The 25,548-nt window shown below is 45.2% G+C and carries 24 protein-coding genes; 5 read left to right on the plus strand and 19 right to left on the minus strand.

Going from position 1 to position 25,548, the window contains the following annotated elements:
* Positions 1-70: 70 nt before the first annotated feature.
* From MKY14_RS25720 to MKY14_RS25760, 9 genes are all read right to left on the minus strand, one after another.
* Complete coding sequence (locus tag MKY14_RS25720) at positions 71-652, minus strand: TerD family protein (RefSeq protein ID WP_036687422.1); 582 nt, start codon at positions 650-652, stop codon at positions 71-73.
* Positions 653-708: 56 nt separating this feature from the next.
* Positions 709-1,284 carry a TerD family protein gene (locus MKY14_RS25725; protein ID WP_036687420.1) on the minus strand — a complete coding sequence of 192 codons (576 nt, stop codon included), beginning with the start codon at positions 1,282-1,284 and terminating at the stop codon, positions 709-711.
* 29 nt (positions 1,285-1,313) lie between these two features.
* Positions 1,314-1,910, minus strand: a complete 597-nt coding sequence (locus MKY14_RS25730; protein ID WP_076124695.1) for a TerD family protein — start codon at positions 1,908-1,910, stop codon at positions 1,314-1,316.
* Positions 1,911-2,034: 124 nt separating this feature from the next.
* On the minus strand, positions 2,035-2,481 hold the full coding sequence (locus MKY14_RS25735; protein ID WP_076124697.1) for a tellurite resistance TerB family protein: 447 nt from the start codon (positions 2,479-2,481) through the stop codon (positions 2,035-2,037).
* Positions 2,482-2,636: 155 nt separating this feature from the next.
* Positions 2,637-3,359 (minus strand): amino acid ABC transporter ATP-binding protein, encoded by a 723-nt coding sequence (locus MKY14_RS25740; protein ID WP_076220274.1) that lies wholly within the window; start codon positions 3,357-3,359, stop codon positions 2,637-2,639.
* Positions 3,360-3,369: 10 nt separating this feature from the next.
* Positions 3,370-4,020, minus strand: coding sequence for an amino acid ABC transporter permease (locus MKY14_RS25745; protein WP_076124698.1), 651 nt, complete (start codon positions 4,018-4,020; stop codon positions 3,370-3,372).
* A 98-nt stretch (positions 4,021-4,118) separates the two neighbouring features.
* Positions 4,119-4,934, minus strand: coding sequence for a transporter substrate-binding domain-containing protein (locus MKY14_RS25750; RefSeq protein WP_076185591.1), 816 nt, complete (start codon positions 4,932-4,934; stop codon positions 4,119-4,121).
* A gap of 227 nt (positions 4,935-5,161) precedes the next feature.
* Positions 5,162-6,037 (minus strand): N-carbamoylputrescine amidase, encoded by an 876-nt coding sequence (aguB, locus tag MKY14_RS25755; RefSeq protein ID WP_340977654.1) that lies wholly within the window; start codon positions 6,035-6,037, stop codon positions 5,162-5,164.
* A 53-nt stretch (positions 6,038-6,090) separates the two neighbouring features.
* On the minus strand, positions 6,091-7,119 hold the full coding sequence (locus MKY14_RS25760) for an agmatine deiminase family protein (RefSeq protein ID WP_076302297.1): 1,029 nt from the start codon (positions 7,117-7,119) through the stop codon (positions 6,091-6,093).
* A gap of 300 nt (positions 7,120-7,419) precedes the next feature.
* Between MKY14_RS25760 and MKY14_RS25765 the strand changes: the two genes are divergently transcribed.
* Both MKY14_RS25765 and MKY14_RS25770 read left to right on the plus strand, forming a co-directional pair.
* Positions 7,420-7,851 carry an Lrp/AsnC family transcriptional regulator gene (locus tag MKY14_RS25765; RefSeq protein ID WP_076124705.1) on the plus strand — a complete coding sequence of 144 codons (432 nt, stop codon included), beginning with the start codon at positions 7,420-7,422 and terminating at the stop codon, positions 7,849-7,851.
* Between the two features lie 19 nt (positions 7,852-7,870).
* On the plus strand, positions 7,871-8,509 hold the full coding sequence (locus MKY14_RS25770) for a LysE family translocator (RefSeq protein WP_340977655.1): 639 nt from the start codon (positions 7,871-7,873) through the stop codon (positions 8,507-8,509).
* 13 nt (positions 8,510-8,522) lie between these two features.
* Here MKY14_RS25770 and yfcE read toward each other — a convergent pair whose 3' ends face one another.
* The 5 genes from yfcE to MKY14_RS25795 form a co-directional block, all read right to left on the minus strand.
* Complete coding sequence (yfcE, locus tag MKY14_RS25775) at positions 8,523-9,071, minus strand: phosphodiesterase (RefSeq protein ID WP_076185584.1); 549 nt, start codon at positions 9,069-9,071, stop codon at positions 8,523-8,525.
* Between the two features lie 125 nt (positions 9,072-9,196).
* Positions 9,197-10,681 carry a glutamate synthase subunit beta gene (locus tag MKY14_RS25780; RefSeq protein ID WP_076185581.1) on the minus strand — a complete coding sequence of 495 codons (1,485 nt, stop codon included), beginning with the start codon at positions 10,679-10,681 and terminating at the stop codon, positions 9,197-9,199.
* Between the two features lie 249 nt (positions 10,682-10,930).
* Positions 10,931-12,886, minus strand: coding sequence for a type I pullulanase (gene pulA / locus MKY14_RS25785; RefSeq protein WP_340977656.1), 1,956 nt, complete (start codon positions 12,884-12,886; stop codon positions 10,931-10,933).
* Positions 12,887-12,993: 107 nt separating this feature from the next.
* A complete protein-coding gene (locus MKY14_RS25790; RefSeq protein WP_076185575.1) occupies positions 12,994-13,617 on the minus strand; it encodes a C39 family peptidase in 624 nt (207 codons plus the stop codon).
* Complete coding sequence (locus MKY14_RS25795) at positions 13,614-16,118, minus strand: PAS domain S-box protein (RefSeq protein WP_340977658.1); 2,505 nt, start codon at positions 16,116-16,118, stop codon at positions 13,614-13,616. The genes MKY14_RS25790 and MKY14_RS25795 overlap by 4 nt, the downstream gene beginning before the upstream one ends.
* 280 nt (positions 16,119-16,398) lie before the next feature.
* On the opposite strand from MKY14_RS25795, the gene MKY14_RS25800 reads away from it, so the two are divergent.
* Positions 16,399-17,214 (plus strand): hypothetical protein, encoded by an 816-nt coding sequence (locus MKY14_RS25800; protein WP_340977660.1) that lies wholly within the window; start codon positions 16,399-16,401, stop codon positions 17,212-17,214.
* Here the strand turns inward: MKY14_RS25800 and MKY14_RS25805 are convergent.
* On the minus strand, positions 17,207-17,983 hold the full coding sequence (locus tag MKY14_RS25805) for a YheC/YheD family protein (protein WP_232061115.1): 777 nt from the start codon (positions 17,981-17,983) through the stop codon (positions 17,207-17,209). The two genes, MKY14_RS25800 and MKY14_RS25805, sit on opposite strands and share 8 nt — an antisense overlap.
* A 181-nt stretch (positions 17,984-18,164) precedes the next feature.
* Here MKY14_RS25805 and MKY14_RS25810 point away from each other — a divergent pair, with 181 nt between their 5' ends.
* Positions 18,165-19,304 carry a glycosyltransferase family 4 protein gene (locus MKY14_RS25810; RefSeq protein ID WP_076275954.1) on the plus strand — a complete coding sequence of 380 codons (1,140 nt, stop codon included), beginning with the start codon at positions 18,165-18,167 and terminating at the stop codon, positions 19,302-19,304.
* Between the two features lie 437 nt (positions 19,305-19,741).
* On the opposite strand, the gene MKY14_RS25815 is transcribed toward MKY14_RS25810, so the two are convergent.
* Positions 19,742-20,983: a DUF445 domain-containing protein gene (locus tag MKY14_RS25815; protein WP_076220722.1), complete on the minus strand. Its 1,242-nt coding sequence runs from the start codon at positions 20,981-20,983 to the stop codon at positions 19,742-19,744.
* A 306-nt stretch (positions 20,984-21,289) separates the two neighbouring features.
* Here MKY14_RS25815 and MKY14_RS25820 point away from each other — a divergent pair, with 306 nt between their 5' ends.
* Complete coding sequence (locus tag MKY14_RS25820; RefSeq protein ID WP_076124725.1) at positions 21,290-22,162, plus strand: Cof-type HAD-IIB family hydrolase; 873 nt, start codon at positions 21,290-21,292, stop codon at positions 22,160-22,162.
* Between the two features lie 546 nt (positions 22,163-22,708).
* On the opposite strand, the gene MKY14_RS25825 is transcribed toward MKY14_RS25820, so the two are convergent.
* The 3 genes from MKY14_RS25825 to MKY14_RS25835 all read right to left on the minus strand — a co-directional run bounded on the left by MKY14_RS25825 (position 22,709) and on the right by MKY14_RS25835 (position 25,469).
* On the minus strand, positions 22,709-24,088 hold the full coding sequence (locus MKY14_RS25825) for a sugar phosphate nucleotidyltransferase (RefSeq protein ID WP_340977661.1): 1,380 nt from the start codon (positions 24,086-24,088) through the stop codon (positions 22,709-22,711).
* A gap of 2 nt (positions 24,089-24,090) precedes the next feature.
* Positions 24,091-24,927, minus strand: a complete 837-nt coding sequence (locus tag MKY14_RS25830) for a DUF6492 family protein (RefSeq protein WP_076185557.1) — start codon at positions 24,925-24,927, stop codon at positions 24,091-24,093.
* A 227-nt stretch (positions 24,928-25,154) separates the two neighbouring features.
* Positions 25,155-25,469 (minus strand): hypothetical protein, encoded by a 315-nt coding sequence (locus tag MKY14_RS25835; protein WP_340394851.1) that lies wholly within the window; start codon positions 25,467-25,469, stop codon positions 25,155-25,157.
* Positions 25,470-25,548 lie beyond the last annotated feature (79 nt).

Here is a 25,548-nt window from a genome sequence, read left to right on the forward strand (position 1 = left end):
AGTGGAGTCTGTACTGCTCTAAATATTTATAAAAAGGGCAGGATCGGTAATGACCCCGCCCACTTGGATGTTATTGCGCGTCCAGTCCATAGTTTCTGCATAAAGCGCTTAGACCGCCGGCAAAGCCACTTCCAATCGCCTGGAACTTCCAATCCGCACCATTGCGGTAGAACTCACAGAATACAACAGCTGTTTCAGTTGAAAAGTCTTCACCTAAGTCGAAGCGAAGCACTTCACGATCATTAGAAGCATCTACTACACGTACAAAAGCATTGGAAACCTGTCCAAAGTTTTGTGCCCGAGTTTCATAATCATAGATCGTTACCGTTATTCCGATGCGCTGAATATGAGCAGGGATTTTGCTGAAATCAACAACAATCTGCTCGTCATCTCCGTCACCCTCACCTGTACGGTTATCCCCCGTATGAGTCAAGGAACCTGCGCCACCCGAAGGATTGTTGTAGAATACAAAATCATCGGAGCCCTTGGCCTTACCATCTTCATGCAGTAAAAAGGCTGAGGCATCAAGGTCAAAATCTTGGCCGCCGCTATACTTATTAGTATCCCAGCCCAAGCCTACTACTACCTTCGTCAAACCCGGATTAGTCTTGGTAAGATCAATCCGTTGTCCTTTAGAGAGACTGATCGTCACTGACAAAACCTTCTTTCATTTATGAATTCAATTCATCTTAGCATGCAGAATGAAATTTATTGCAGGCCGTAGTCGCGAGTCAAACCGCTCAAGCCGTCTTTGTAGCCACTGCCGATAGCATTGAACTTCCATTCTGCACCGTTACGATACAATTCGCCTACAACGACACCAGTTTCAATAGAGAAATCCTCACCGAGGTCGAAACGAATCAATTCTTCATTGTTCAGATCGTTTACGATACGAACGTAGGAACGGGAGACTTGTCCAAAGTTTTGGCTTCTTGCTTCAGCATCATAAATTGTAATAGTAAAAGCTACTTTGTCTACATCAGCAGGGATGTTCTGAAGATCCACTTGAACCTGCTCATCATCACCATCGCCTTCACCTGTACGGTTATCTCCGGTATGAACAACAGAAGCATTCTCATTTTGCTTGTTATTGAAGAAAATGAAGTTGGTTTCTTTATCAACTTTACCACTAGCATTGGTCAAAAAGACGGATACGTCCAAATCGAAATCTTTTCCGCCGTCATATTTATTAGTGTCCCAACCAAGACCTACTGTGATTTTGGATAGACCTGGGTTTGTTTTCGTTAAATCGATTTTTTGACCTTTGGATAGATTAATTGCCATGATTACATACCTCTTTTCTTATATTTGGATTATACGTAGCGTTCTGCAAGTTGATTGATATGAGCGGCGTGGCTGCCTTCACCAATTGCAGCGAACTTCCATTCTCCACCTTGGCGGTAAAGCTCTCCACAAATAAGTGCCGTAAAACCTGTGTAGTTGTCTGACAAGTTGAATTTAATCAATTCACTATTCCCGGCAGCATTTATTACCCGAATATACGCTGATTTGATCATTCCAAAATCCTGTTTGCGATTCACCGCATCGTAAATGTTAACGACAACCAGAACCTTGTGAACATCGGCAGGAATGGCTTTCAAATTAACCATGATTTGCTCGTCATCTCCGTCGCCTTCACCCGTCAGATTATCTCCGGAATGAATGACCGAGTTGCAAGGACTTTGCTTGTTGTGGAAGCAGATCAGGTTACCCTTCTTAGTTAGCTTACCATCCTCATTTAATAGCAGTGCTGAGGCATCACAGTCGACATTCGCCTGTTTCTTGACTCCAAAGAATCCCCGCGAGGCTTCAATTGGATCCCAGCCTAAGCCCACAATTACATTGGACAAGCCCGCATTACCTTTAGTCAAATCAATCTTTTGACCTTTTACCAGATTAATTCCAGCCAAATCAACGTACCTCCGTTTCCGATAAAAATCATTATCTGTTAGTCTAGCTTTTAGGTGTTATATCAGTGATACGATAAAGAATAAATTACGTTTCAACGAACTTTTATCTATGACTTCACCTAATTTATAAACTGAATTCGCTAGGGTTTAATCCTAAGACGCCACAAATATTCCGCACAACTGCTTTTTCGTAATCATCAAAATCACCATCAGCTGATCCAATTGCCGAGCATACACCCACGATCAGACGGCCCGCTTCTGGTTTGCCGCTAAACTTAGCGATCGCTTTCAAAGCTTCTTGTTTTCCTATTTCTGGTGAAAATTCGAAGTTACTTACGTAATAGTTGAATTGAGCAATGACATCTCTCATGTCAAATACCTTCAATTCATTACTCATATTCATATAGCCGGCCATTTTGTTTTTCTCTGCTTCTTCTATTTTACCGTCCGCCGCAGCGACCAAAGCGCAGCCTGCAACTACCGCATTCATGAAATCTTTATTTTTGAATTTCTTCACTTGATCTGTAAGTCCGCTTTTGGCTGTATTCAACCAGTTTTTAAATGTGCTCATCGTATTCTCCCTCTATCACTGCTAGATTATGATAACAAAAGATATCCCAAGAGCCTCCTCTCCACGTTCCGACAGATTTTGCATATAAATCCCTGAAATAACCGTTACTCTTCTAATATACCTGATAAAATAACAAGATTCTACTTTCCACAAAATTACAGCACCTTTGATAGAAAGGATCGTGTCCGTTCTTGCATAGGATTTCCGAACAGCTGCTCCGGACTTCCTTCTTCCACAATCTCACCTTGTTCCATGAACAGCACCCGATCCCCCACCTCACGCGCAAAGCCCATTTCATGTGTCACCACGACCATCGTCATCCCCTCACGGGCCAGTTCCTTCATCACCGCCAGCACTTCCCCCACCATCTCCGGGTCAAGCGCTGAGGTTGGTTCGTCAAAGAGCATAATTTGGGGCTCCATAGCCAGCGCCCTTGCAATCGCTACCCGCTGAGCCTGACCCCCAGACAATGAGGCTGGATACATCTCTGCTTTTTCACTTAGACCTACTTTTCGCAGCAGCTCCAGCGCTTTTTGCCGCGCTTTATCCGGAGACCATTTACGCACCTGAACCGGCGCCAGCATAATGTTTTCTATAACCCTCATATGAGGAAATAGATTAAACTGCTGAAACACCATCCCAAGCTCTGTACGGATATCGTTAATCTTCGTACTCGCCGCCATCAAAGAAGTGCCTTCAATTACAATCTCGCCGGCCTGCGGCTGCTCCAGTAAATTAAGGCAACGCAAAAAGGTGGATTTACCCGATCCGGACGGTCCAATAACCACCACTACCTCCTGACTGAAAATATCGATACTTATGTCGGCCAGCACCGTATTTGTTCCAAATGATTTATGTAAGTTCCGTACTGAAATCATAGGCTCCATCCTATTTCAGCCTCCGTTCAACGTAATTCAGCAGCTTGCTAAGAGAATAGGTAAGAATGAAATAAATAAGTGCCGCTGTCAAATAAGGCTCCCATATCCGCAAATATTGCCCTTTCATCGTGTTGGTCCAGTACATTATTTCCGGTGCAGCCACCAAAGCCAGAAGAGAGGAGTCTTTCACAAGCACAATAAACTCGTTACCAAAAGCCGGAACCATCCGTTTGATCGCTTGCGGTAAAATAATAAATCTCATCGCTTGCCGACTAGTCATCCCCAGTGAAATAGCCGCTTCCCGTTGTCCACGATCAACCGACTGAATGCCTGCCCGAAAAATCTCAGCCGAATAAGCAGCCGAATTAAGCGACAGAGCAACAAACGCAGTAATTAGAGCATTGGTTTTGCCGTAAAGCGGGGGAATCACTCCAAAGTGAACAATCAGAATCTGCACATACAGTGGTGTTCCTCGAAAAAAATTGATATATGAATGAAAAGGCCAGCGCAAATACCATTTTGGGGCCATTTTGCCAAATCCGATCCCCAGTCCCAAAATAGAGCCAAATAAAATAGAAACTACAGAAATACCGATAGTCAGCAGTGTCCCTTTTAAAAGGACGGGCAAATAATGAATGATAATGTCCATTCTAAAATCCATAGGACTCTCCCCTTCTCTTCTTTATGTCATCTCTCTTTAAAAAAATAAGCATGCGCAATAGCTAAGCTATCATTACGCATGCTTATTAGGTTTTTTCCTTATTTTGCCTTCAATAAGCTATCCAGGTTAGGTTCTTCGCCGAACCAAGTTTTGTAGATTTCCGCGTACTTTCCGTTTTCCAATACCTTCTTAATAGCCGGATCCAGTTTCGCTTTTAACTCACTGCCCTTAGGGTAAAGAATGCCGTAATATTCCGCTCCGAAATTCTCCGTGTCTACAATCCCCACCAGCTTCTGCTTAGGATTGTTTTTCATGTACTCACGTACAATGGCAATATCTGCTACGACCGCATCGGCTCCGCCGCCATTCAGCTCCATCAATGCCACCGCATTGCTGTCAAAACGTTTCAAGTTAGGGTTGTCGACACCCATTATTCCGCTCATCAGGTCATCTGCAGTTGTGGCCCCTTGTATTGCAACTACTTTATCTTTAAGATCAAGTGCGTTTTTGATGTCGCTGCCTTCTTTAACCATAATCATATTGGTAGATTCGAAATAAGGGATGGAATAGTCATAGGTTTCTTTACGTTCATCCGTAATCGATACTGAAGATAGCCCTGCTTGATACTCCGTTCCCTGCTTCACACTTTGCAGCATCGTTTCCCAGCCTGTGTTCGTTACGTCATAGTCTATTCCCGCTTCTTCCATAACTGCCTTAATGAAATCGATGTCGAATCCTTTGATTTTATCCGTGTCCATATACTCCATAGGAGCGTAGCTGGCATCACTGGCAAACTTAATTTTCTCCGCTGAGGATTCGTTACCAGCTTTACTGTTATTTGCTCCACAACCTACCAATGCAACCACCACAAATGATATAAAAACTGACATTAAAACACGACTTTTTATTTTCATATCCCCATTCCCCCTATTTTCGGAAATAACTTAAAGATATTTTAACAGATTAAAGGATTCATGACAATTAACTTTTCTAAATTATGTAAGGTTATATAACACAATATTATTATTTTATACGTTTTATGCGTACATCACTCTCAAAAAAATTCATCAAACACAAAAAGGCACTGCCAGAGATTGTATTCTCTCTAGCAATGCCTTTAGCATATTTAACTTTAAACCTATTAAAGTGTGATATCTCCATCATAAGAACCGATCAATTTATACAGATCCGGCCGGCGGTCACGGAAGATTCCCCACTCGATCCGGCCAACTTCCAAAGCATCCAGATCGAATTCGCTTACCAGCACGGTTTGCTCATCACGTCCAGCCTCAACGATTTTATTGCCCTGAGGACCTGCAATGAACGATGAACCGTAGAAATTAATGCTCGAATCCTCATCAATTTCCTCACCAATACGGTTGGAAGCCACGACTGGAATAAGATTAGCAGCTGCATGTCCAAGCATACAGGTCTGCCAATGATCCTTGGAATCGATCGATCCATCCTGCGGTTCAGACCCAATAGCCGTTGGATAGAACAGAATTTCTGCTCCCATCAGGCTCATTACTCTAGCCGCTTCTGGATACCATTGATCCCAGCAGATGCCTACACCAATCTTGGCATAACGAGTGTTCCATACCTTAAAGCCAGTATCTCCCGGATTAAAGTAGAACTTCTCTTCATAACCTGGGCCATCTGGAATATGACTCTTGCGGTATTTGCCCAGCACCGTTCCATCAGCATCAATTACAGCAAGTGAGTTGTAACGCGCGTAATTCTTTTTCTCATAAAAACTAATCGGCAGTACCACTTGCAGCTCCTTGGCTACTGCTTTGAAATGATTAATCGCCTTGTTATGCTCAAGCTCTGTTGCGTATGCGTAATAATCAGCTTTCTCTTTTTGACAGAAATACGGAGTCTCAAACAGCTCCTGGAGCAAAATAATTTGCGCACCCTGTGCTGCCGCTTCTCTGACCAATATCTCGGCTTTGCTGATATTCTCCTCAATATTGCTGGAACAACTCATTTGTGTCGCAGCTACTTTTACATTTCTCAAGTATCTGTCCTCCTTGTATATAAATGTCCCTTTGGACGTCTAGTTTCCTTCAATTATAGCTGTGCAGGCATTTGCTGCGTAGTGCAGTGGACATTTCCGCCTTCGGTGATAACGGCCATTCCGTTAACTGTACGAATCTTGCGATCCGGGAACAAACCAGCCAGCACTTTCTCAGCAAGTGTATCCGTTTCTGTCGCGGTGCCGCCAAACACAGGCAAGATAATTCCGCCGTTCACGAAATAAAAGTTCAAATAACTGAGCGTCAGACGACTGCCGTCATGATCGACCCGTGGTGGCTGCTGAATCTTGATAATCTCCAACTTACGCCCTTTGGCATCTGTAGTGTTCTCCAGAATACGCAGATTCTCTTGCGTAATCTCATAGTTCTCATCCTGCGGGTCCTCACAGACCTGGATAATAACTTTGCCTGGTGCAGCAAAACAAGCAATATTATCGACATGACCATCGGTTTCATCGCCACTAAGGCCACGTCTCAGCCAGATAATAGCTTCTGTACCTGTATAGTTCCGCACGTACTCTTCGATCTCTTCGCGCTTCAACTCCGGGTTGCGGTTTAGGTTAAGCAGACACTCTTCTGTAGTAAGCAAAGTGCCTTCTCCATCCGTATGAATCGAGCCACCCTCCATCACAAGCGGTGCATCAAAACGGGTGATCTGCGCATGCTCCAGAATCTGCGGAGCCACTTTGTCATCCAAATCCCAAGGTGAATATTTACCGCCCCAAGCATTAAACTTCCAGTTCACACCTGCCATTTGTCCTTCTTTATTAACAATAAAGGTAGGTCCGTTATCACGCAGCCAAGCATCGCTATGCGCAATAGGCAGCAGCGTTACATTCGGTCCGCCGACCAAATGTTCTACCCGCTCCACATCCTCCGGGTTCACAATAACCGTGATCGGTTCAAACTCGGCGATGGCTGTGATAATGTCAGCATAACCTTGGCACACTGACTCGTGGTTGTCCGGGAAACACATAGATTCCTGCACCGGCCAGGAGATAAAAGTACGTTCATGCTTGCCCCATTCCGGTGGCATTGTATAGTTCAAATCTTTAGGATTCATGTGTTAACTACCTTTACTAATATATTTGGAGCCAGTTCTACCCCTAAAACTCCTTCCTCATCATACAATAATATGTTCTAGTGCTCAATTCCCTGGGACATTAATAATGTTGGAAGGAATTTTTTTTGTGCGCAGCCCCCATTTTGCAGTTAAAAAATTTAAGTTTCATCCGTTACAACGAAGCTAAATTTAATTATTTTAATATAAATCAGGATATCATTTAATAATTTTACTTATTTTAGTGATTCTATTTTCATTTCTAATGGATTTTATATAATTAGCTTAAAGGAGTGAGTTGCAATGGATGACATCGATCTTCAAATCTTGGAATTACTGAAAAGCAACGGCCGCATGACCAGTTCCGAAATTAGTAAAATCGTTCATTTATCCGTGCCTTCCATCACTGAAAGAATTCGTAAACTGGAGAATAACGGAGTGATTGATCAATTCACGGTCAAGTTAAACCGTAAGGCAATAGGACAAACCCTATTGGTATATATTTTCGTGCAGCTGCACGGCTCAGTTGAAACCCAACACTTCCGCACAACCATTATTCAATCGCCGCTAGTACTGGAATGTCATCATATCTCGGGGGAATACGACTATCTCTTGAAGGTGGGTCTACCGGACTTATCCGAATTGGAGGGTTTTATAACGCATACACTCAAGGCCAATCATGACATTGTAAGATCAAATACCGTATTTATTTTGTCCACGTTAAAAGAAGAATAGATAAAAGGAGTGAAGCCTTATGCCTTGGGAGTGGATGGCAAAAGGAATGCTGCTGGGGCTTTCTATTGCGGCTCCTTTAGGTCCTATCAGCATCTTATGCATCAAGAAAACCTTAAGCTCAGGTTTCAAAACTGGCCTATGCTGCGGCTTGGGAGCGGCCACAGCTGACGCAGTTTATGGTAGTATCGCCGGATTCGGCTTATCCGCCCTCACCGCTTTTTTGGTTGATTATAAAACGGTACTGCAAGCCTTGGGCGGGTTGTTTATTTGTTATCTTGGCATGAAGTCGCTGTTAGAACTCCCAGACACAGACAGCACAGCACCCAATTCCCCAAAAAGCTCACTGAATTCATACATAGTAACGCTGTTGCTGACGCTGTCCAATCCCATGACGATTATTTTTTTCCTTGGCATATTCAGCGCATCTGGCGTCCTTCTGTCTCATAGCAGCTCCAATATGCCGTTTCTAGTTAGTGGCGTCTTTCTGGGTTCCGCATTATGGTGGATGGGTTTGACAGGGAGCACTGCTTTGTTCAGAACCAACATAATGTTAGGACGGTCGAAACAGCTCATGTTCAACAAACTATCCGGATTGGTAATGTTGTCCTTTGGCATTGTCTCCCTTATTCAATCTCTCAATCTTCAGGAGTTCCTTTAAACGATCCCTCTCACTATACGGTAATCTTTTTTACCACATTGCCTTCAAAATCCTTAACGATAAATTCCCCGCCCTCTAGAACAGCATAGGAATTCGGATTATTCTCTTTAGGCAGCGATATGGAGCCGGGATTCAGCACATACACTCCCTCTTTTACATCGGCAACTGGTATATGGGTATGTCCCTGAATAAAAATATCCTTCTCGGAAAGCGCCGGCAAATGCTCAATGCTAAAGCCATGACCATGTGTAGCGTAAATCCGTCTGCCTTCGTGCAAAAGCATTATATAATCGCCCATCATCGGGAATTCCAGCAGCATTTGGTCTACCTCGGCGTCACAGTTTCCACGTACTGCGGTTATAGGCTTGTTTTTGTTATATGCATTAAGCTTATTAGCAACCTCTTGTGGGTTATATTCCTTCGGCAGCGGATTTCTTGGACCATGATATAAAAAGTCTCCTAGAATAATAAGACTGTCCGGCTGCTCTTCTTCTACCTTTTCCAAAGCCCGTTCCAGCCAAAATAAAGATCCGTGAATGTCGGAAATAAACATTAACTTCATCATGTATTCTCCTTTTCAACTTAACTTAAGTAAATATGCGCTTAGACAATAATCTTAACCTTGAACATACCACAACGCAAAGCGGACGTTCCCAAAGGAACGCCCTGCCCGCTATATCTTAACACTCACGGCAAATTCGAGGATCCCATCAAAAAGCGGTCTACTTCGCGCGCAGTCTGACGCCCTTCGTCAATAGCCCAGACTACAAGGCTTTGCCCGCGCCGCATATCGCCTGCTGTGAACACACCTTCTACATTGGTTGCTTGTGCTCCGAACTCTGCTTTGGCGTTCCCCCGCTCATCGCGTTCCACCCCAAGCTCGCCCAGTACAGCTTCTTCAGGCCCTGTGAATCCCAAAGCCAGTAATACCAGCTGCGCTTGCAGGGTCTCCTCACTGCCCGGCACTTCGACCGGTACCATTCGTCCCTGTTCATTATGAGTCCATTCAATGCGCACTGTACGCAGCTCCTGCACTTGCCCGCCCTCATCGCCGACAAACCGTTTCGTCGAAACCAGATAACGGCGCGGATCTTCTTGATACAGTGAAGCGGCCTCCTGCTGACCATAGTCCACTTTAAGCACCTTTGGCCATTCCGGCCAAGGATTGTTAGACTGACGTGTCAGCGGCGCCTGTGGCATAATTTCAAGCTGAGTCACACTGCGGCAGCCGTGACGGATCGAAGTGGCTACACAGTCTGTTCCAGTATCCCCACCGCCGATTACAACTACATCCTTACCTGCTGCTGATAAATATTCCCCATCGGCAAGCCCTGAATCCAGTAGGCTCTTTGTATTCAGCGTTAAAAACTCCATAGCTTGATGAATCCCACGCAAATCGCGTCCTTCTATCGGCAGATCACGTGCCTGTGTAGATCCACCACACAGTACTACAGCGTCATGCTCTGCCTTGAGCTGTGATGCAGGGAGATCTCGGCCGATCTCTGTTCGAGTTACGAAGGTAATGCCCTCAGCTGCAAGCAGATCCACCCGGCGCTGTACAGTCTTTTTATCCAGCTTCATGTTGGGAATACCATAGGTAAGCAGACCACCAATCCGGTCCGCCCGTTCATACACAGTCACCGTATGTCCAGCCTTATTAAGCTGTGCCGCACAGGCAAGCCCTGCCGGACCTGAACCCACTACAGCTACCTTTTTACCCGTGCGATGAAGCGGCGGCTCAGGCACAATCCAGCCTTCTGCAAAACCTCTATCTACAATCGACTTCTCAATAGATTTAATGGTGACAGGTTTGCCATTCATCCCTACCGTACAAGAGCCTTCGCAAGGAGCGGGACAGACACGGCCTGTAAATTCAGGAAAGTTGTTAGTCTTATGCAGACGTTTCAGCGCTATCTCCCAATTTCCACGATAGACCATATCGTTCCATTCAGGAATCAAGTTGTGCAAAGGGCAGCCGGAAGCCATACCAGACAACAGACGTCCTACATGACAAAATGGCGTACCGCAATCCATACAACGCGCCCCTTGCTCGCGCAGCTTTTCTTCATCCATAGGTATCGAGAATTCATTCCAATTCTTAATTCGCTCCAATGCCTCACACTCGGAGGGTGTCTGTCGTTCAAACTCTAAAAATCCGGTTGCTTTCCCCATCTCTTTCATCCTCTCACCAAAGAAAAGTACTCTCTGTCACTTTCTGCTGTTATGCCACTCTAAAGCGCCAAAGTAAATGCCTTAATATTAGCATCCTAGATCTTTAACGAAAATGAGTAATGTCACCTTTTTATGTAAAATAAGAGCATCCATTCAAAAGAAAGTTCCACACAAAAAAGCACGCGGAGTACTGCACTCATTGAGCACAATACTCCGCATGCTTTTGAAGAATTATCTGTAAAAAAACATCTAGTCCACCGTCAGCACTACCATTCCAATCCCGCTTACAGTTAGCTTATTACCCGTCAGATTCTGCGCAAGATCGGCTCCAAAAACTGTTTTCCATGCACCAAGCTGTGGCAGAAGCAAAGCCGTCTGTTCTACATTAGCATTAAAAAGCACATAGATATGCTTCGCCGCATCGCCTCCAGCATGGCCACGCAATGTATACGCTACCGAACTTACCGGTGCTTTTTCAAATACTAGATGATTCCGAATGTCATCTGCCGTTCGCATACGGAAAGCCGGATGTGCTTTACGCAAGGCAATTAGCTGCTTCAGATAAACCACATCATCTTGATGAGCAGCGCACAGTTCCCAATCCAATTGGTTGATCTTCACCGAGGATTTATAGCTGTTCTCTACCCCGTTTTTCGTGCGCATAAATTCCTGACCCGCATGGACAAAGGGGATTCCCTGACTCATGAACACTATCGCAGAAGCTAACCTATGCATAGATTGGCGCTGTTTGTCCGTCTGCCCTTGTGTGGACAGTAATATTTTATCCCATAACGTATGATTATCATGACATTCCACATAATTGACGGTTTGCTGAGGCTCCACGGCAAATTGTCCAATGCCTGGGGCATAAGCAATGCCTCCCGCGACCCCTGCCTTTATCGCAAGCTCCAATCCCATCATTCCGCTGATGAAGCCCGGTTGATCATGCAGAAAAATATTCCCTTTAATGGCATCCCGGAAATCATCATTAAAATGTCCGATTCCCGGCAGAAGCGCAGCATTCTTCTGATGAGCGAGCCGCTCCATCGGCAACTCTGTCCCCATCATCCAACCTTCACCAATCGTCATGATGGACGGGTCAATCCCATCCAGACGACGCCGGATTTCCTCCATCGTGTCGAGATCAATCAAGCCCATCAGGTCAAAACGAAAACCATCGATATGGTATTCTTTGGCCCAATAAACTACGGATTCCACGATGAAGCTGGACATCATCAAGCGTTCTGAAGCCACGTCATTCCCGCAGCCAGAGCCATCCGACAGGCTTCCGTCTTGCTTGTAACGCAAATAATAGCCGGGAACCAGCTTGGTGAAATTCACACGATAGCCATCGTACACATGGTTGTAAACCACATCCATAATGACGCGGAGACCGCGATCATGAAGTGCTTGAATCATTTTTTTTAGTTCCCGGATACGCAGTCCAGGCACATATGGATCTGTAGCATAGGAGCCTTCTGGCACATTATAATTCTTCGGATCATAACCCCAGTTATAATGCGGTTCATCCAGCCTCGTCTCATCTACACTCTCTGTAGAATAATCATAGACAGGCAATAGCTGCACATGGGTTACACCGAGGTTCGCGATATGATCGAGTCCAGTGAGAATACCCTCCGGTCCGCGGGTTCCTTCTTCCGCCAAAGCAAGATATTGTCCTTTATGGGTCATACCGCTTGCTGGATGAATGGATAAGTCTCGCAAATGAAGCTCATAAATGATGGCATCCACAGGATCATCCAAGGGTGGCTTATCTTCCGTCCACCGTTCCGGATCTGTTTTACGTAAATCTAAAATAGCTCCCCTATCACCGTTCACTCCTACAGCACGTGCATAAGGATCAACCGCCTCATTCCACTGTTCTCCAAGACGTACTCGGTAGGTATAGAACTTGCCATTTAAATCACCGTCAACTGTAATTCTCCACGTTCCCCGGACATCACGGATCATAGAATACTTACACTCTGCTGCTCCCTGCCATGAATTATAGAGTACCAGCTCCGCTTCTTGAGCGGTGGGCGCCCATAAACAAAAAGCTGAACTCCCCGGTGAGTACGTTAGGCCAAGATCGTCCCCATCATAGCTGAATAACTGATCAAACTCCTGAGCAAACACGGAAATCCCTCTAGTAGCCGCAGGATCCCCATAATAAATGGGTTCCTTCATTTCCCTTTGTACGGACAAAGCACCTATCCCCTTTTCCAGTTATTAACTGGATTATAGTATGATCGTCTAAGTAGTGCAAACGTTTGGACTCAAATTTTTCAAGCTATTTTGTCAGGACAATCCCTCTACCTCGATGCATCGTCAATATCTAGCCCAACCATCGTAATAATGTCTTTATTCGCAAAATACGGAATACGCCGTTCTTTCCCTAGAGTGACTCTACCGTCCTTGTACCGCACACCATTATCGTGAACAATCAGGTTAGCACGCTCTCCGTCCTCAAATCCCTCATATCCTATACCTAGTACCCAATGGTAGTCGTAAGTAAACTCACCTCTCCACCGCAGACGAAACCACTTATCAAATTTAACAGCCACAGGCCGGCCGGCATCAATTTCTGTTTTATATACTTCAAAATCATTAAACGTAGTAATAAGTAACTTTTGCTGATCCTTAGGTAAAATCACTGAATGGATATAGTTCTTCAGTCCTTTGGTAAAACGGCGCACACTCATCCCCCAAGGTCTTCCACCGTGATGGCTGTATATGTAATTAATATGAGCGGCTTTGGAAGGAAAATGACCTTTGCCCCGAATAAAGTCCGCTCCTAAATGGGTGTTCCAATACTCCGCTAACGCGGCCATCGTAGCTGGGCCACATGCAGAGGACGGGGATTCGACCCCAACCTCCCACTGTGTATATGGCTCCGCAGGCAGTTTCTTGCTAATCCGAGGCTGTCCATGCTTCATTCGGATAGATCCCCTCTTAAAGGGCTAGACTTAGGAGCACAATGTGGAGTTGCCTCCGGAAGTAGAATTACATTTGCACCGGCATCCAATTCTTCTTCTGCAGCTGCTGCCCCTTCCATTGTTGTCTCCCGTTCTTCTGTTTGCACTGTATCTTCCACATTTATCTCAGATTTACTACTATCAGGATTAATCTGCAGCGTGAAATAGAAATTAGAGCCCTCTCCTTCACTGCTCTCTACAGCGATAGCTCCGCCCATCAGCTCAACGAGCTTTTTACAAATTGCCAGCCCCAATCCGGTCCCGCCATATTTGCGATTAAACGAGGAATGCAGCTGATAAAAGGACTGAAACAGCCGATGCTGCTTCTCTAGAGGAATGCCGATCCCCGTATCCCTAACATTAAATTTCAAAGTTAATTTCTTTTGATCTGCGGACAGCTTCTGCTCTACGTAAATACTGATACTGCCCCGATCTGTAAACTTGATTGCATTGCTGACCAGATTGACCAATATCTGACGCAACCGCCCGGCATCGCCCATAATCAGTGGCGGGACTCCAGGTGCCATGCTGCATGATAACTGAATATTTTTCTCCAAAGCCTTAGCTGTAAATAGATCGATTACGCTGTCCAATACGGCTTGAAGCTGCACGGGCTCATTTACAATCATCATTTTTCCGGCTTCAATTTTGCTGTAATCCAGTATTTCATTCAAAATAGATAGGAGCGAGCTGCTGCTCTCCTTAATAATGTCAGTATATCCAAGCTGTTCTTCATCAAGCTCCGTCTCCGCCAGGAGATCCGTCATCCCTACAATTCCGTTCATCGGCGTACGGATTTCATGGCTCATAATAGCTAAGAACTCAGACTTAGCCTGGTCTGCTTTTTCTGCGGATTCCTTCGCCCGAATGATTTCCTTCTCATCCGTGATGTCCCGAAACACTACAACAACACCCTTCGGCTCCCCTTTATCAAACAGAGGGGTTACCTGGTATTCCGCAAGAAAGCTAGAACCGTCCTTACGCCACAAGACCGCATCTTTACTCTGATAAGATACACCTGACTTAATAGCCTTCATCAGTGGAGATTCCTGCGGCCGATAATGGCTCCCATCAAGCGCTATTTGCTGAATATGATCCAAATAAGGATGGCCCATAATTTCATCATGTTCATAGTCCAGCATTTGCAAACCTGCAGGGTTAATGAACGTCACCTTCTCCTCCATATCGAGTCCAAAGATGCCTTCTGAAACCGCATTTAAAATAAGGGTATACTCATTGCTAAGCTTCTCAATTTGTTCTGTATAACGGATGCGCTCTGTAATATCACGGGAAATCCCATACACACCCACTACTTGGTCATCTACAATGATCGGAATATTGGTAGTATTAATTTCTACAAAGTGTCCGTCTTTATGAATAAGCGTTAGATCATAGCTTTGAGGATAACCCTGGGCGGCTAAGTTAAAATGATACAACGTCTTCTCTATGTCCTTCTCATGCACAATGGGGCCAAAGTACATTCCGATCAGTTCCTCCAGCGAATACCCGGTCAACTTCTCCAAATTCGCATTGGCAGTCAAATAGTCTCCATGCAAATTCATAGAGTACACAGCAGATGGATTGTATTCAAACAATGATTTATACCGTTGCTCGCTCTCCTTAAGCTTGAACTCGAACTGCTTGCGCTCCGTAATTTCCCGCCCAATCGCTATAATCTCCATGACATTTCCCTCATCATCATAGGTATAACGACTGCTCGACTCGAACCAGACATAGGTGCCATTCTTATGGCGGTAGCGGTAAGCTACAGCCGGAATAACGCCAGAGCTGCGGCTCTGCTCCATTAAACCTTGCATCATAACTAGATCATCGGGGTGAAGATAATTATAGGCGCTTGTCCCAACCATCTCTTCAGGTTCATAACCAAGCAAGGTACGGCTAGCTGAAGAACAATATAAGAAAACACTGTCTTTGACCGCATGACGCGAGATTAAATCCAGCGAATTCTCGGACATCAATCTATAATTGCGTTCACTTTGACGAATTTGTTCTTCCATTTGCTGCTGCTGATCCCGATGATCCACCGTTTCCTGAGCTGCGATCTTTAGTTCCGTAATATCCTCGGCGTATACTATAATATACGAAGGGACTTGTCCTTCTTCTGCTCCTAATCCAGAGAACATGAGAGACAGGCAAACGGGTTGACCTTCTTTGTTTAAAAAACAATGTTCCTTCTTCCAGCTGCCCGCTGGCGATTTCTGAAGCTCGTCCATTACTAATCTATAGGAGAGCTCTTTTGAATGTGCCTCTCTATTTTCCGATTCTGTAAAAAGAGCCCCGGCAAGAAACTCGGCCTCCGTAAAGCCAAGTAGATTGCAAAAAGCCGGATTGACTTTTATCCAGTTGAAATCGCCGTTATTTGAAAACAGTACGGCCATTCCTTCTGGAGACCTCATAAATGCATGATCCAGAATTGCGTTAAATTCTACCGAGCTGCCCATTTAAGCCAGACCTCCTTTGTTGCTAGTGCTAAAGCTCCCATACCTTCTTATGTCAGTATACGATAAGAGAACTGGGGAAAGAAATGTCTAGCGCATTATTTTAAATTGGAAATATTTAAATTTAAATTATTGACGCTAGCAAATAAACAACTTATATTTAAGAATAAATATATCGTTCGTGACCTATTACGATGGAAGCACCCGTAATAAAGGCTTTTGCCTTTGCTACGGGTGCTTTTTTGTTGTCTTCAGGGATACGGACAAAAGGAGGAGCAAATTAATGAACGCACTAAAGTCATTCCCCTTACTACTACTGGTGATCCTGCTATCGTTAAGCACATCAACGGAAGCTTTTGCTGCAGCAACGACTGAATTAACACCCTCTATTCAAGCGGCTTTTGATCTAACAGCTGCGACTGCCGACGGTCCTACAAGGATAAAGATGACTAATCTGTACAATGATTTATCTACTTTAAAGATGCAATACAATAATCGTGAGGAGCAGATCCGAACCCTTCACTATAATAATGAGCAAACACTGATTGCAGTACGTAAGCAAATTAAAGAGATTGATTTAGAAACCGTAGCTCAACTGGAGGCTACCGTTAAGAGCTGCAAACAGCACTATCAGCCCTTATTCGACCAGTACAATGCGCTTAATAAGCGTATCAAGATCGCCAAGGGTCTTAAAAACAAGACGTTGAATACCGTATTACAAGCCCAAGGTGATGCTATGAAGATCCTGGTTCAGTTGGCACGCAAAGAAATTAGCGACAGACAGAATCAGTTGAATGCAGCGAAACAGACACGTACCCGAAAGATAACCTATGCCCGCAAAACCTTGTCTGGCATTGATAGTCCACAGGTCTCAATTAAATCAAACAAAAGCGTAGTCACCTCATTGAATAAACGGATTTCCGCAGATTGGAGTGACTTCAAAGCAGCGATTCGCAAGCAAAACCTTACATTAACCACTCAGTCTCTGTCCTCACTCGTCTCCGGTTACCGCCAAATCGCAACACACAAGCAAAAAGTCATAGAATTAGAACAAAAGATTTCTGCTGTCATTGCAAATACGAGGAAACAGATCATTTAACAGACTTTTTCTTCTCATTCGCTCTGCGGTAAGCCATTACTTTGCGGTACATGCTTTTATCAGAAAGATGTTTAAAAATATACGGGTCCGGACTAGTATTCACTTCAATAATCCAAGGCGTCATGGATCTATCCAATCCTACATCGACACCAATCTGTCTAAACCCAGGATATTTCTTATGGTAGAAACGTCCGGTATCTTCTCCTAGCTTTCTCAGGATCTTAAGCATTTGCGCTTGCTGAGCTTCGTTCAGATAAGGAGACAGCAGCTTTTCCATAGCAGTTAGTTTGCCGCCGCTATGATAGTTGGTAACAATCTTACCTTTCTCAGCTACCCGACCGATCAGACCGGTAGTTTCCCATTTGCCCTGCGGGCTGAGCTGGACCATCACACGGATATCAAAGCGGTGTTTCCCGTGCTTTAGCAAAACTATTCCTCTCTGGATCAGGTAACTACGTCCACGCGTTGCTTTCTTTAAAGATAAATGGAAGGCGTCGAAGGTTCTAAAGGTTTTGAGTCTTGTTCCACTTTGGTACTTATATTCTGTTCCATGAGCCTCTCTACTCTGCTCAACCTTCATCACACCATTGCCATAGGTACCGTATTCCGGTTTAACATAAACCATTCCATATTTCAGCAGCATAGCTTTCAGATTGACTTTACTGAATTTTATCGTTTCGGGAATCAACGGTGAAATTTCAGCGCTTCGCATGAGCACCTTGGTTTTAATCCATTTGCTGGTCAATGCAGACTTTAACTTCTTTCCCAACTGTCCTCTCCCCTGTCCCTCAAAAAATAATCACGGCCTTAGTAAGCCTTAGTATTTTATGCTGCAACTGTACAAATGGCATGAGTGAAACGCCCTCTCCGCTTTCGGATGTATCTACTGTTTACTGTGTTGCATATGGTGGAAGAGGATATCCATTAGCGGATAAAAGGAGGCGTGAACCATGCACATTTGTATCATTGCACCGGAGCAGTTCCCAGTTCCGGGAGACGGTTCTGTAGAAATCTGCATTTGGGCCATTGCCAGAAGACTGGCGGAGAGACATAAGGTAACCATTGTTAGTCGGAAGGTACCTGGACTACCTGCTGCCATTATATTGGAGCAGGTCAGAATTATCCGATTGCCTGCAAGCACCCCAGCCCATTATCTTACTTCGGTATTAGAATACATTCAGAAAGAATCCTTTGACATCATTCAGGTTGATAATCGCCCCCATCTTATGTCTGCTGTAAAGAAGCAGCTTCCTCATATCCCGGTATTTCTGTTCCTGCACTCGCTTACCTTCACACCGGGTACAGATAAAGTGGCCAATGCCTTAGCAAAAGCAGATCTGATCATTGCCAACAGCCACTCCTTACAGCGAAGATTGGATCGCCGCTTCCCGCAACTGACCACAGGGATTCATATTGTCTTATTGGGAGCTGATCTTGACCGGTTTACGCCTGTGCAGATATCTGAAAAACAACAGCTTCGTAGTTTCTACAAACTCCCACAGACCTTCACAGTTTTGTTCGTGGGTCGGGTTATCCCCCGCAAAGGGGTGCCTATATTAATACGTGCTATGTCGCATTTAAACAAACACCTCCCCGCTCATCTGGTCATCGCCGGCAAAGGCAAACCGTCGTACATACGGCAGTTGAAGCTCCTTGCACGGCGGCTGAGAGTGTCTGTTACTTTTCTAGGAAATGTGGCTCATGAGAATATACACACCCTTTATCAGGCGGCAGACTGCTTTGTATGCCCTTCCCAGAATCATGAATCCTTCGGCCTTGTTAATGTAGAAGCTATGGCCTCCGGTCTACCTGTTATCGCTTCTAATAATGGGGGCATCCGAGAGATTGTCGCCTCTGGCCATAACGGTTATCTGGTAGAACGATATCGCGAGGCTTTACCCTTTGCCCGGCATTTGCTGCGGATAGCCCGCCATCCACAATTGGCAGTTACCATCGGATCACAAGGGAGAGCAGATGCGCTTGAAGCCTTCAATTGGCAGCGAACCGCAAACCATTTAGAACAGCTGTATCAAGCTTCTGCAACACCACAGCAAGGGTACAGAACTCTTGCAGATGGAATGCAATTGTAGACTCACCCAAAGTAGGGGCCTCCTAAGCCATCAACTGGCTGCTGGGTCCCTTTCTTTTTGGAGCTTGCTTGAGCTAAACACCAATCTCCGAATGAATTAGGTAACATATGCGCATACAAGGTAGCTATCGGACACAGCTGACCCCAAACGCAGCTTTATCCCTCATTTGCAATGCTAAGGACCCTATAACCCCTATTGGCATGAAAAATGCCCCATATGAACGTCATCCATAGGAATAACGCCAGTGGAGTCCGCAAGCATGTTCCAAGAGCCAAGAACTAACAAATAACGTCATATCGGTCCATAAGCCTCAGAGGAGGATTATTACTCCACGATGCAGACAGGCCATGAGCAACAACAAAAAGCAGCGATCCTCCCTCACGGGAGAATCGCTGCTTTTCTTTTTTCCTTATTTTACAATAAATAGTAAGTTTCATTCAAATCAATTGAATAACTGTAAGCACAAGCCCTACGACAAACCCGCATAAAGCTCCGTTCACACGAATCCATTGCAGGTCTTTACCCACTTTATCTTCCAGCATATTCACTAGACTAGCGTCATCCATGCTGTCCAGATTCTCTTTTACCAAAAGACCTATTCTGTAGTGGTTAGCCTCTACAAAGGCAATTAGCGAAGCGCGAATCCGCTCTTCCCAGCTACTGATCCATTCTTGTTCCTTGCCAATACGACGTACAAGCAGGGTATATAACGTGAACAGCTTGCGTCCGCCAGCCGCCCGATCTTCCTCCAACAGGGAAATTGCTTTGCTGCGAATGTTCTCCAATTGCGCATGCAGGAATTCGGTTGCTGCTTCGCCTTCAAGCTCATTCAGTGCCCATTCTTTTAATGAAGCCAGTCTAGCCTCATCATTAACAATCTGGAACAGGGCCACTCGAATCTCGCGGATAATCTCTTCACGGTATGGGCTATCCTCTTCCCGAAAATCGCGGATACCGGACTGCAACATACCTTGCAGCATTTCACCAAGCATATCTGCATCCATAAACCCGACAAAAGCCTGAAAAGCCATACCTTTAAGTCCGCCAAGCTTCACTTCAGCCAATTTCTCGCTGGCAATCTTGCCCAGCATAGCCTTCGTTTCAGGACGTCCACTCCAAGTAGATACCCCTTCCAGCGCATAGTCTAGAGCAGCTACATCTTTACCGTCATTCATTAACTTAGTAACTATTTTATCAGCCGCAACGCCAAGCTCAGCTTCACGAACATATTCGGAGGCTGCCTTTTGCAGAAACGGTACGGCCTTCTCTACCGGAAGACGAGACACGAATTCGCCAAGCTGCTCCAATATTTGTACTCTTGCCTTCTTTTTACTAAAAAACTTTGTCAGCAGCTTGGAGCCCATTGATATAAAGCCAAACTTACGCAGCTTGTTCTCAATGCTTTCCTTGTTAAGAAGCTCAGTCTCCATCGCGGTGATTAGTGATTGGATGATCTTATCACGATTCTTGAGCAGTAGTGAGGTATGTGGAATACGTAGCCCCATCGGATGGCGGAACAGCGCCGTTACCGCGAACCAGTCGGCAATCCCCCCCACCAAACCGGCCTCGAAACCACCTCTCAGTAGAATCACGGCTAGGTTTTCAGGTAGAAACAGTGTAATCAGAAACCCACATGCCATAAAGGCGAGTGACATGGTGGCTAAGTTTTTGGATCTCATAAATAGTCCCCTTTACATAAGCAGCTGCCGATGTCCTTACACAGGAAAAATACCGTCGGGTCACGTTCCACGAACATAAGCTGACGATAGATTCGGCTAGTCGGTTAGTTTGATAACTATTGTACCACGACTGAACTATTATCTAAAAATATACTGTAAAAACCTCTTATCTCTTGTTGGACGTTCATTATTGTACAGTTGCATGAAAATGGTTTTTGGTTTTCAGAATATTAATGATAAGATACAAGTAACGTTTCAATACCCCTTAAAAAGTACCACTTTACCTGGAAAAGGAGCTCATACAATATGCTGATTGCTTTAGATATGGATGGAACATTACTGAACGAAGAAGGAAACATCAGTCCAAAAAACCGCGAAGCTATTATAAAAGCTCAGAAACTAGGTCACATTGTTATCATTGCCACAGGCCGCTCTTTTATGGATGCAGAACGTCAGCTTCGGCTAGCGGATCTGGAATGTCCTGTAGTCAGTCTAAATGGCGCAGTCGTCACATTATCTGATCGCACCCTCGCGGCAAGCACGCCGCTGAATAAAGCAGACATCATTCCCGCTCTGCGCTGGATGAACGAAATTCCGGACTTGTATTACGAGGTATACACTGAGGATAACGTTTATGTAGAGCTGAACAAACGTGTACGGTTAGAGAAATTATCTGCACTAAGCGATGAAGAAGTTCCTGAAGAAGTCAGCTGGCTGCTGAAAGCAATGATCGATCAACAGTTTCAACAAGCAGCGGTTACCTATGTGGAGAGTATGGAAGAGGTGTGGAGCAAGGAGGAAAATGTTATTTATAAAACATTGGCTTTTTCTCTAAACCGAGAGCTGCTCAAGGAAGCTTCCACCCGCTTCGCAGCTATTCCGGGCTTAATTATTACCGCCTCCCATGTAAATAATATCGAGATTAACCATGAGGAGGCCAACAAAGGCTCCGGTGTAACCATGCTTGCTGACCATTATGGTATCCCGCTAGCGGATGTAGCTGTCATGGGCGACAGTTATAACGATCAGCCGATGTTCGAGAAGGCCGGCTACCGGATTGCTATGGCTAACGCAGCGCCAATTCTTAAGGAAATGGCGGAATTCATCACCACCAGTAATGAGGAAGACGGAGTCGCGGCAGGAATTGAGCATCTTTTGAAAAGAAATTCTAAAGAATAATTTCTGCATAAAGCAGCGGATGCACAAATAGCACCGTGGGCAGTTCTGCTCACGGTGCTATTTGTGGGTTTATTTTTGCTGGGTAGGGGTCTTCCATCACACTTTAGGTTTAGGTTATGGCGTGCCTATAGCTTACTTGTGGCTTACCTATAGCTTACTTATCGCTTTCCTGTAGCTTACTGTGGCTTGCCTATAGCTTACTGTGGCTTACTGTGGCTTACCTATTGCTTACTTATCGCTTTCCTGTAGCTTACTGTGGCTTGCCTATAGCATCCCCCGTCCCTCTCAAGAATTAGTTGTACTTCGTACAGTTAAATGCCCTCTTTTAGGCGATAATTCGGATTTAATTGCACTCTGTACACTTATATTCAGCAAATCTATTCAAAACGCAAAAATTCGCGATTTTTAACTGTACAAACTACATCTAAATCGCAAGGGATTCGCTACTCCACGAAATAGTTGCACTGAATACATCTATTTCACTTCAGCCGGTCAATCTCCCCATGTCTACAACTGCCTCCGGGTTAAAGCGAACTACCTTTCCATTCATCCCAAATCATCAAGGAAGCTGTCCTCCCCCTCCCATTCGACAGACACTCGTACGTAGTCATCCACCTCAGGAAATTCCAACAGTTCAATAATAATCAATTCGAGCGCTGTAATGGCCCGCAGTCCATGCTTCGTACCAGCAGGAATCGTGACCGTGTCCCCGGCGGCAACCGCATGAAGATGGCCATTCATCCGGTATTCTCCATTTCCAGAAAGAAAAGACCAAACTTCTTTAGTATGCCGATGAAAATGGTAGCTGGTGTGCTCGCCTGCCAAAATGGTTATTTTAGAGGTCGTAACCTCAATACCTGCCGCCGTGCGAGAGAAGTCCAAAATGCGTGAGGTACCCCAGCGTTTTTCTTCAATCATCGGCTTCGCCGCATGGCCCTCCAGTTTTTGCTTAATTCGTTTTGCCTGCTCTATCCCAGCAACCAAAATACCATCTGGCCCCGACGCCACGATTAAACCAGGAGCGCCGATGATATGCACAGGACAAGAGAGTTCGTTGATCAAATGGGTACCTTTTGAATCCTCAGAAATACTCCCACTGCCAATTACTCTTCCTTGCAAATGGGGAACAAGTGCATCCCAGCTGCCAATATCCGCCCACACCCCAATATAGGGGATGACTACCGCTCGCCGCGTGTGTTCTAGCACCTCATAGTCAAAGCTTCGTTCTGGCAATTGATCATAATGCTCCATAAACTCCATGTAATCTACTGGAAGATCCCGTTCGACCATACTTGAGAGCAAGTACCCTAATGAGCAGGAAAACACGCCGCAATTCCACAGTCCTCCCTGAGAAATGAACTCGACGGCTGTCGATTCGTTCGGTTTCTCTGCAAACTGCTTAACATTTAAAAAAGACGTCCCCCCTACCCCAGACCCTTCACCCGGCAGAATATAACCGAACTGTGTAGAAGGAAATTCAGGTAAAACACCAATCAAAGCAATGTCCGCTTGTGATTCGGCAAGCACACTCGGAAATTGATGAAGCTGCTTAAAAAAAGAAGCCTCCACATACGAATCCACCGGAATGACCACTACGATCTCTTTTGAGTCCATACCCTTCACAGAATGCAGATAACTCGCCGCCAGAGCTACTGCAGTAAAAGTCCCCCGTTTCTGCGGCTCTGCTAATAAAGGGACTTGAGCACTAACGGATTTGCGAGTAATCTCCACCTGACTGCGATGAGTCACAATGCAGCTTGAATCCAACAAACCTACTTCTTCCAGCCCTCTGCATACCCGTTCGATCATCGACTCCACACCGCCAGCTTCTGTTGGAAGCAGCCTTAAAAAAGCTTTTGACCTGATCTCATTTGATAGCGGCCACAACCGCTTCCCCGATCCCCCTGAAAGGAGTACGATCTGCAACCCTATCGCCCCCCTGCGCTAGATTTAGCCCCCGGTGTTCTCACATACCCCTTTCGTTTATGAAAAGACAATGATCTATACTTCTCAGCCAGCTGATTCACTTTCTGCTTGGATAGCTGTCCTGCATTCATATGGAGACCTTTATTACGCGCTTTTTGAATCTTCATTCCCTCGCGATTCTTCGAATACAGGTAATTGGCATAGGTTTCGAATTCGGAAAAGGCAAATTGCTTGGAGCGGTTCATACTGTGTAAAATAGCTCGATACCAGGGCATTTGGTGTTTTGCTTCTATCTCTCTTTTCATTTGAGCCAATTGACTGCGTTCAAACAGCATATAATGGGTCACAAATGATGATTTTGCGGTCACCTTGCGGCCCATGAGTTTCCTATAGGTTACAAAATACTGTGGTTGGCTCCAGTTCCGGCTGTAAAAGAGTGTCTTGCCATTCGCCCGAAAATGGTGGGGGGTGATCAGAACGGTATCGGCATCAATGACCAAAAAATAATCCGCCGTGCAGAGCTTGTCGCCATTCAGCTTCAGCAGCTGTTGGAATAGCCAGCCGGAACGTTCCCAGGTGCGTGAGCGGTAATGAATGTCTTTTTTCGTAATCGGCAGCACCGTATTCTCGTCAATAAAGGTACAGCCTTTTGTGCGGCAGAACTCAATCATCCGTTTCTTTTTGGGAGCAACAATTAATATCCGGCCGATGGGATGCTTAACCTGCTTTCTAACAGCGTCAATCACATGGGGAAGGGTCTGTAAATCTTTTTCAATCGCGGGAATCAGTACATCTATAGTAACGGCATGTCTGATGCGGGCCTTACTGGGCGAGGGCATAGGGTCATCTCCATATCATGTTTTTGCTTTAGGATATGAGCATGATAGGAAAAGGGAATGGGCATCACAGAATTGTTCAGGAGAGTGGCAAATGTGCGCTGGACAAGCCTGCGATGCGCGGGCAGAAATTTTTATATTATAAAAATAGAAGCAGACCTGCACCCGGCGCCCTTTACTGGGGCAAATATGCCCATTTTTTCGCTTATGGAGGTGGGTTTGCCCCTCTTCTACGTCGCTGCTCCTCTTCTGCTCATTTCTAGGGCATATATGCCTCTCTTTTCGCTTACGGTGGCGGCTTTGCCCTTTTCTAGGGCATTTTTGCCTCTCTTCCACGTCGCTGCTCCTCTTCTGCTCATTTCTAGGGCATATATGCCTCTCTTTTTGCTTATGGAGGCGGCTTTGCCCTTTTCTAGGGCATTTTTGCCTCTCTTCCACGTCGCTGCTCCTCTTCTGCTCATTTCTAGGGCATATATGCTTCTCTTTTTGCTTATGGAGGCGGTTTTGCCCTTTTCTAGGGCGTTTTTGCCCCTCATTCCGCCCACGCAGCCACAATCCAGCTAATCTACGGGATTTATACCGTACATTCCGCTCACGCAGCCACATTCCACCCAATCTACGGGA

Source organism: Paenibacillus sp. FSL R5-0887 (genome assembly GCF_038002305.1).
Taxonomy (GTDB): domain Bacteria; phylum Bacillota; class Bacilli; order Paenibacillales; family Paenibacillaceae; genus Paenibacillus_AQ; species Paenibacillus_AQ odorifer.

Bases quoted from the DNA above. Each gene is read 5' to 3' on its own strand.
- MKY14_RS25800 (WP_340977660.1), top strand. From the start codon at position 16,399: ATGAACGCACTAAAGTCATTCCCCTTACTACTACTGGTGATCCTGCTA.
- MKY14_RS25750 (WP_076185591.1), bottom strand. From the start codon at position 4,934: ATGAAAATAAAAAGTCGTGTTTTAATGTCAGTTTTTATATCATTTGTG.
- MKY14_RS25820 (WP_076124725.1), top strand. From the start codon at position 21,290: ATGCTGATTGCTTTAGATATGGATGGAACATTACTGAACGAAGAAGGA.
- MKY14_RS25815 (WP_076220722.1), bottom strand. From the start codon at position 20,983: ATGAGATCCAAAAACTTAGCCACCATGTCACTCGCCTTTATGGCATGT.
- MKY14_RS25780 (WP_076185581.1), bottom strand. From the start codon at position 10,681: ATGGGGAAAGCAACCGGATTTTTAGAGTTTGAACGACAGACACCCTCC.
- MKY14_RS25795 (WP_340977658.1), bottom strand. From the start codon at position 16,118: ATGGGCAGCTCGGTAGAATTTAACGCAATTCTGGATCATGCATTTATG.
- MKY14_RS25760 (WP_076302297.1), bottom strand. From the start codon at position 7,119: ATGAATCCTAAAGATTTGAACTATACAATGCCACCGGAATGGGGCAAG.
- MKY14_RS25790 (WP_076185575.1), bottom strand. From the start codon at position 13,617: ATGAAGCATGGACAGCCTCGGATTAGCAAGAAACTGCCTGCGGAGCCA.
- MKY14_RS25810 (WP_076275954.1), top strand. From the start codon at position 18,165: ATGCACATTTGTATCATTGCACCGGAGCAGTTCCCAGTTCCGGGAGAC.
- MKY14_RS25745 (WP_076124698.1), bottom strand. From the start codon at position 4,020: ATGGATTTTAGAATGGACATTATCATTCATTATTTGCCCGTCCTTTTA.
- MKY14_RS25830 (WP_076185557.1), bottom strand. From the start codon at position 24,927: ATGCCCTCGCCCAGTAAGGCCCGCATCAGACATGCCGTTACTATAGAT.
- MKY14_RS25770 (WP_340977655.1), top strand. From the start codon at position 7,871: ATGCCTTGGGAGTGGATGGCAAAAGGAATGCTGCTGGGGCTTTCTATT.
- MKY14_RS25765 (WP_076124705.1), top strand. From the start codon at position 7,420: ATGGATGACATCGATCTTCAAATCTTGGAATTACTGAAAAGCAACGGC.
- MKY14_RS25725 (WP_036687420.1), bottom strand. From the start codon at position 1,284: ATGGCAATTAATCTATCCAAAGGTCAAAAAATCGATTTAACGAAAACA.
- MKY14_RS25740 (WP_076220274.1), bottom strand. From the start codon at position 3,359: ATGATTTCAGTACGGAACTTACATAAATCATTTGGAACAAATACGGTG.
- yfcE (WP_076185584.1), bottom strand. From the start codon at position 9,071: ATGAAGTTAATGTTTATTTCCGACATTCACGGATCTTTATTTTGGCTG.
- MKY14_RS25735 (WP_076124697.1), bottom strand. From the start codon at position 2,481: ATGAGCACATTTAAAAACTGGTTGAATACAGCCAAAAGCGGACTTACA.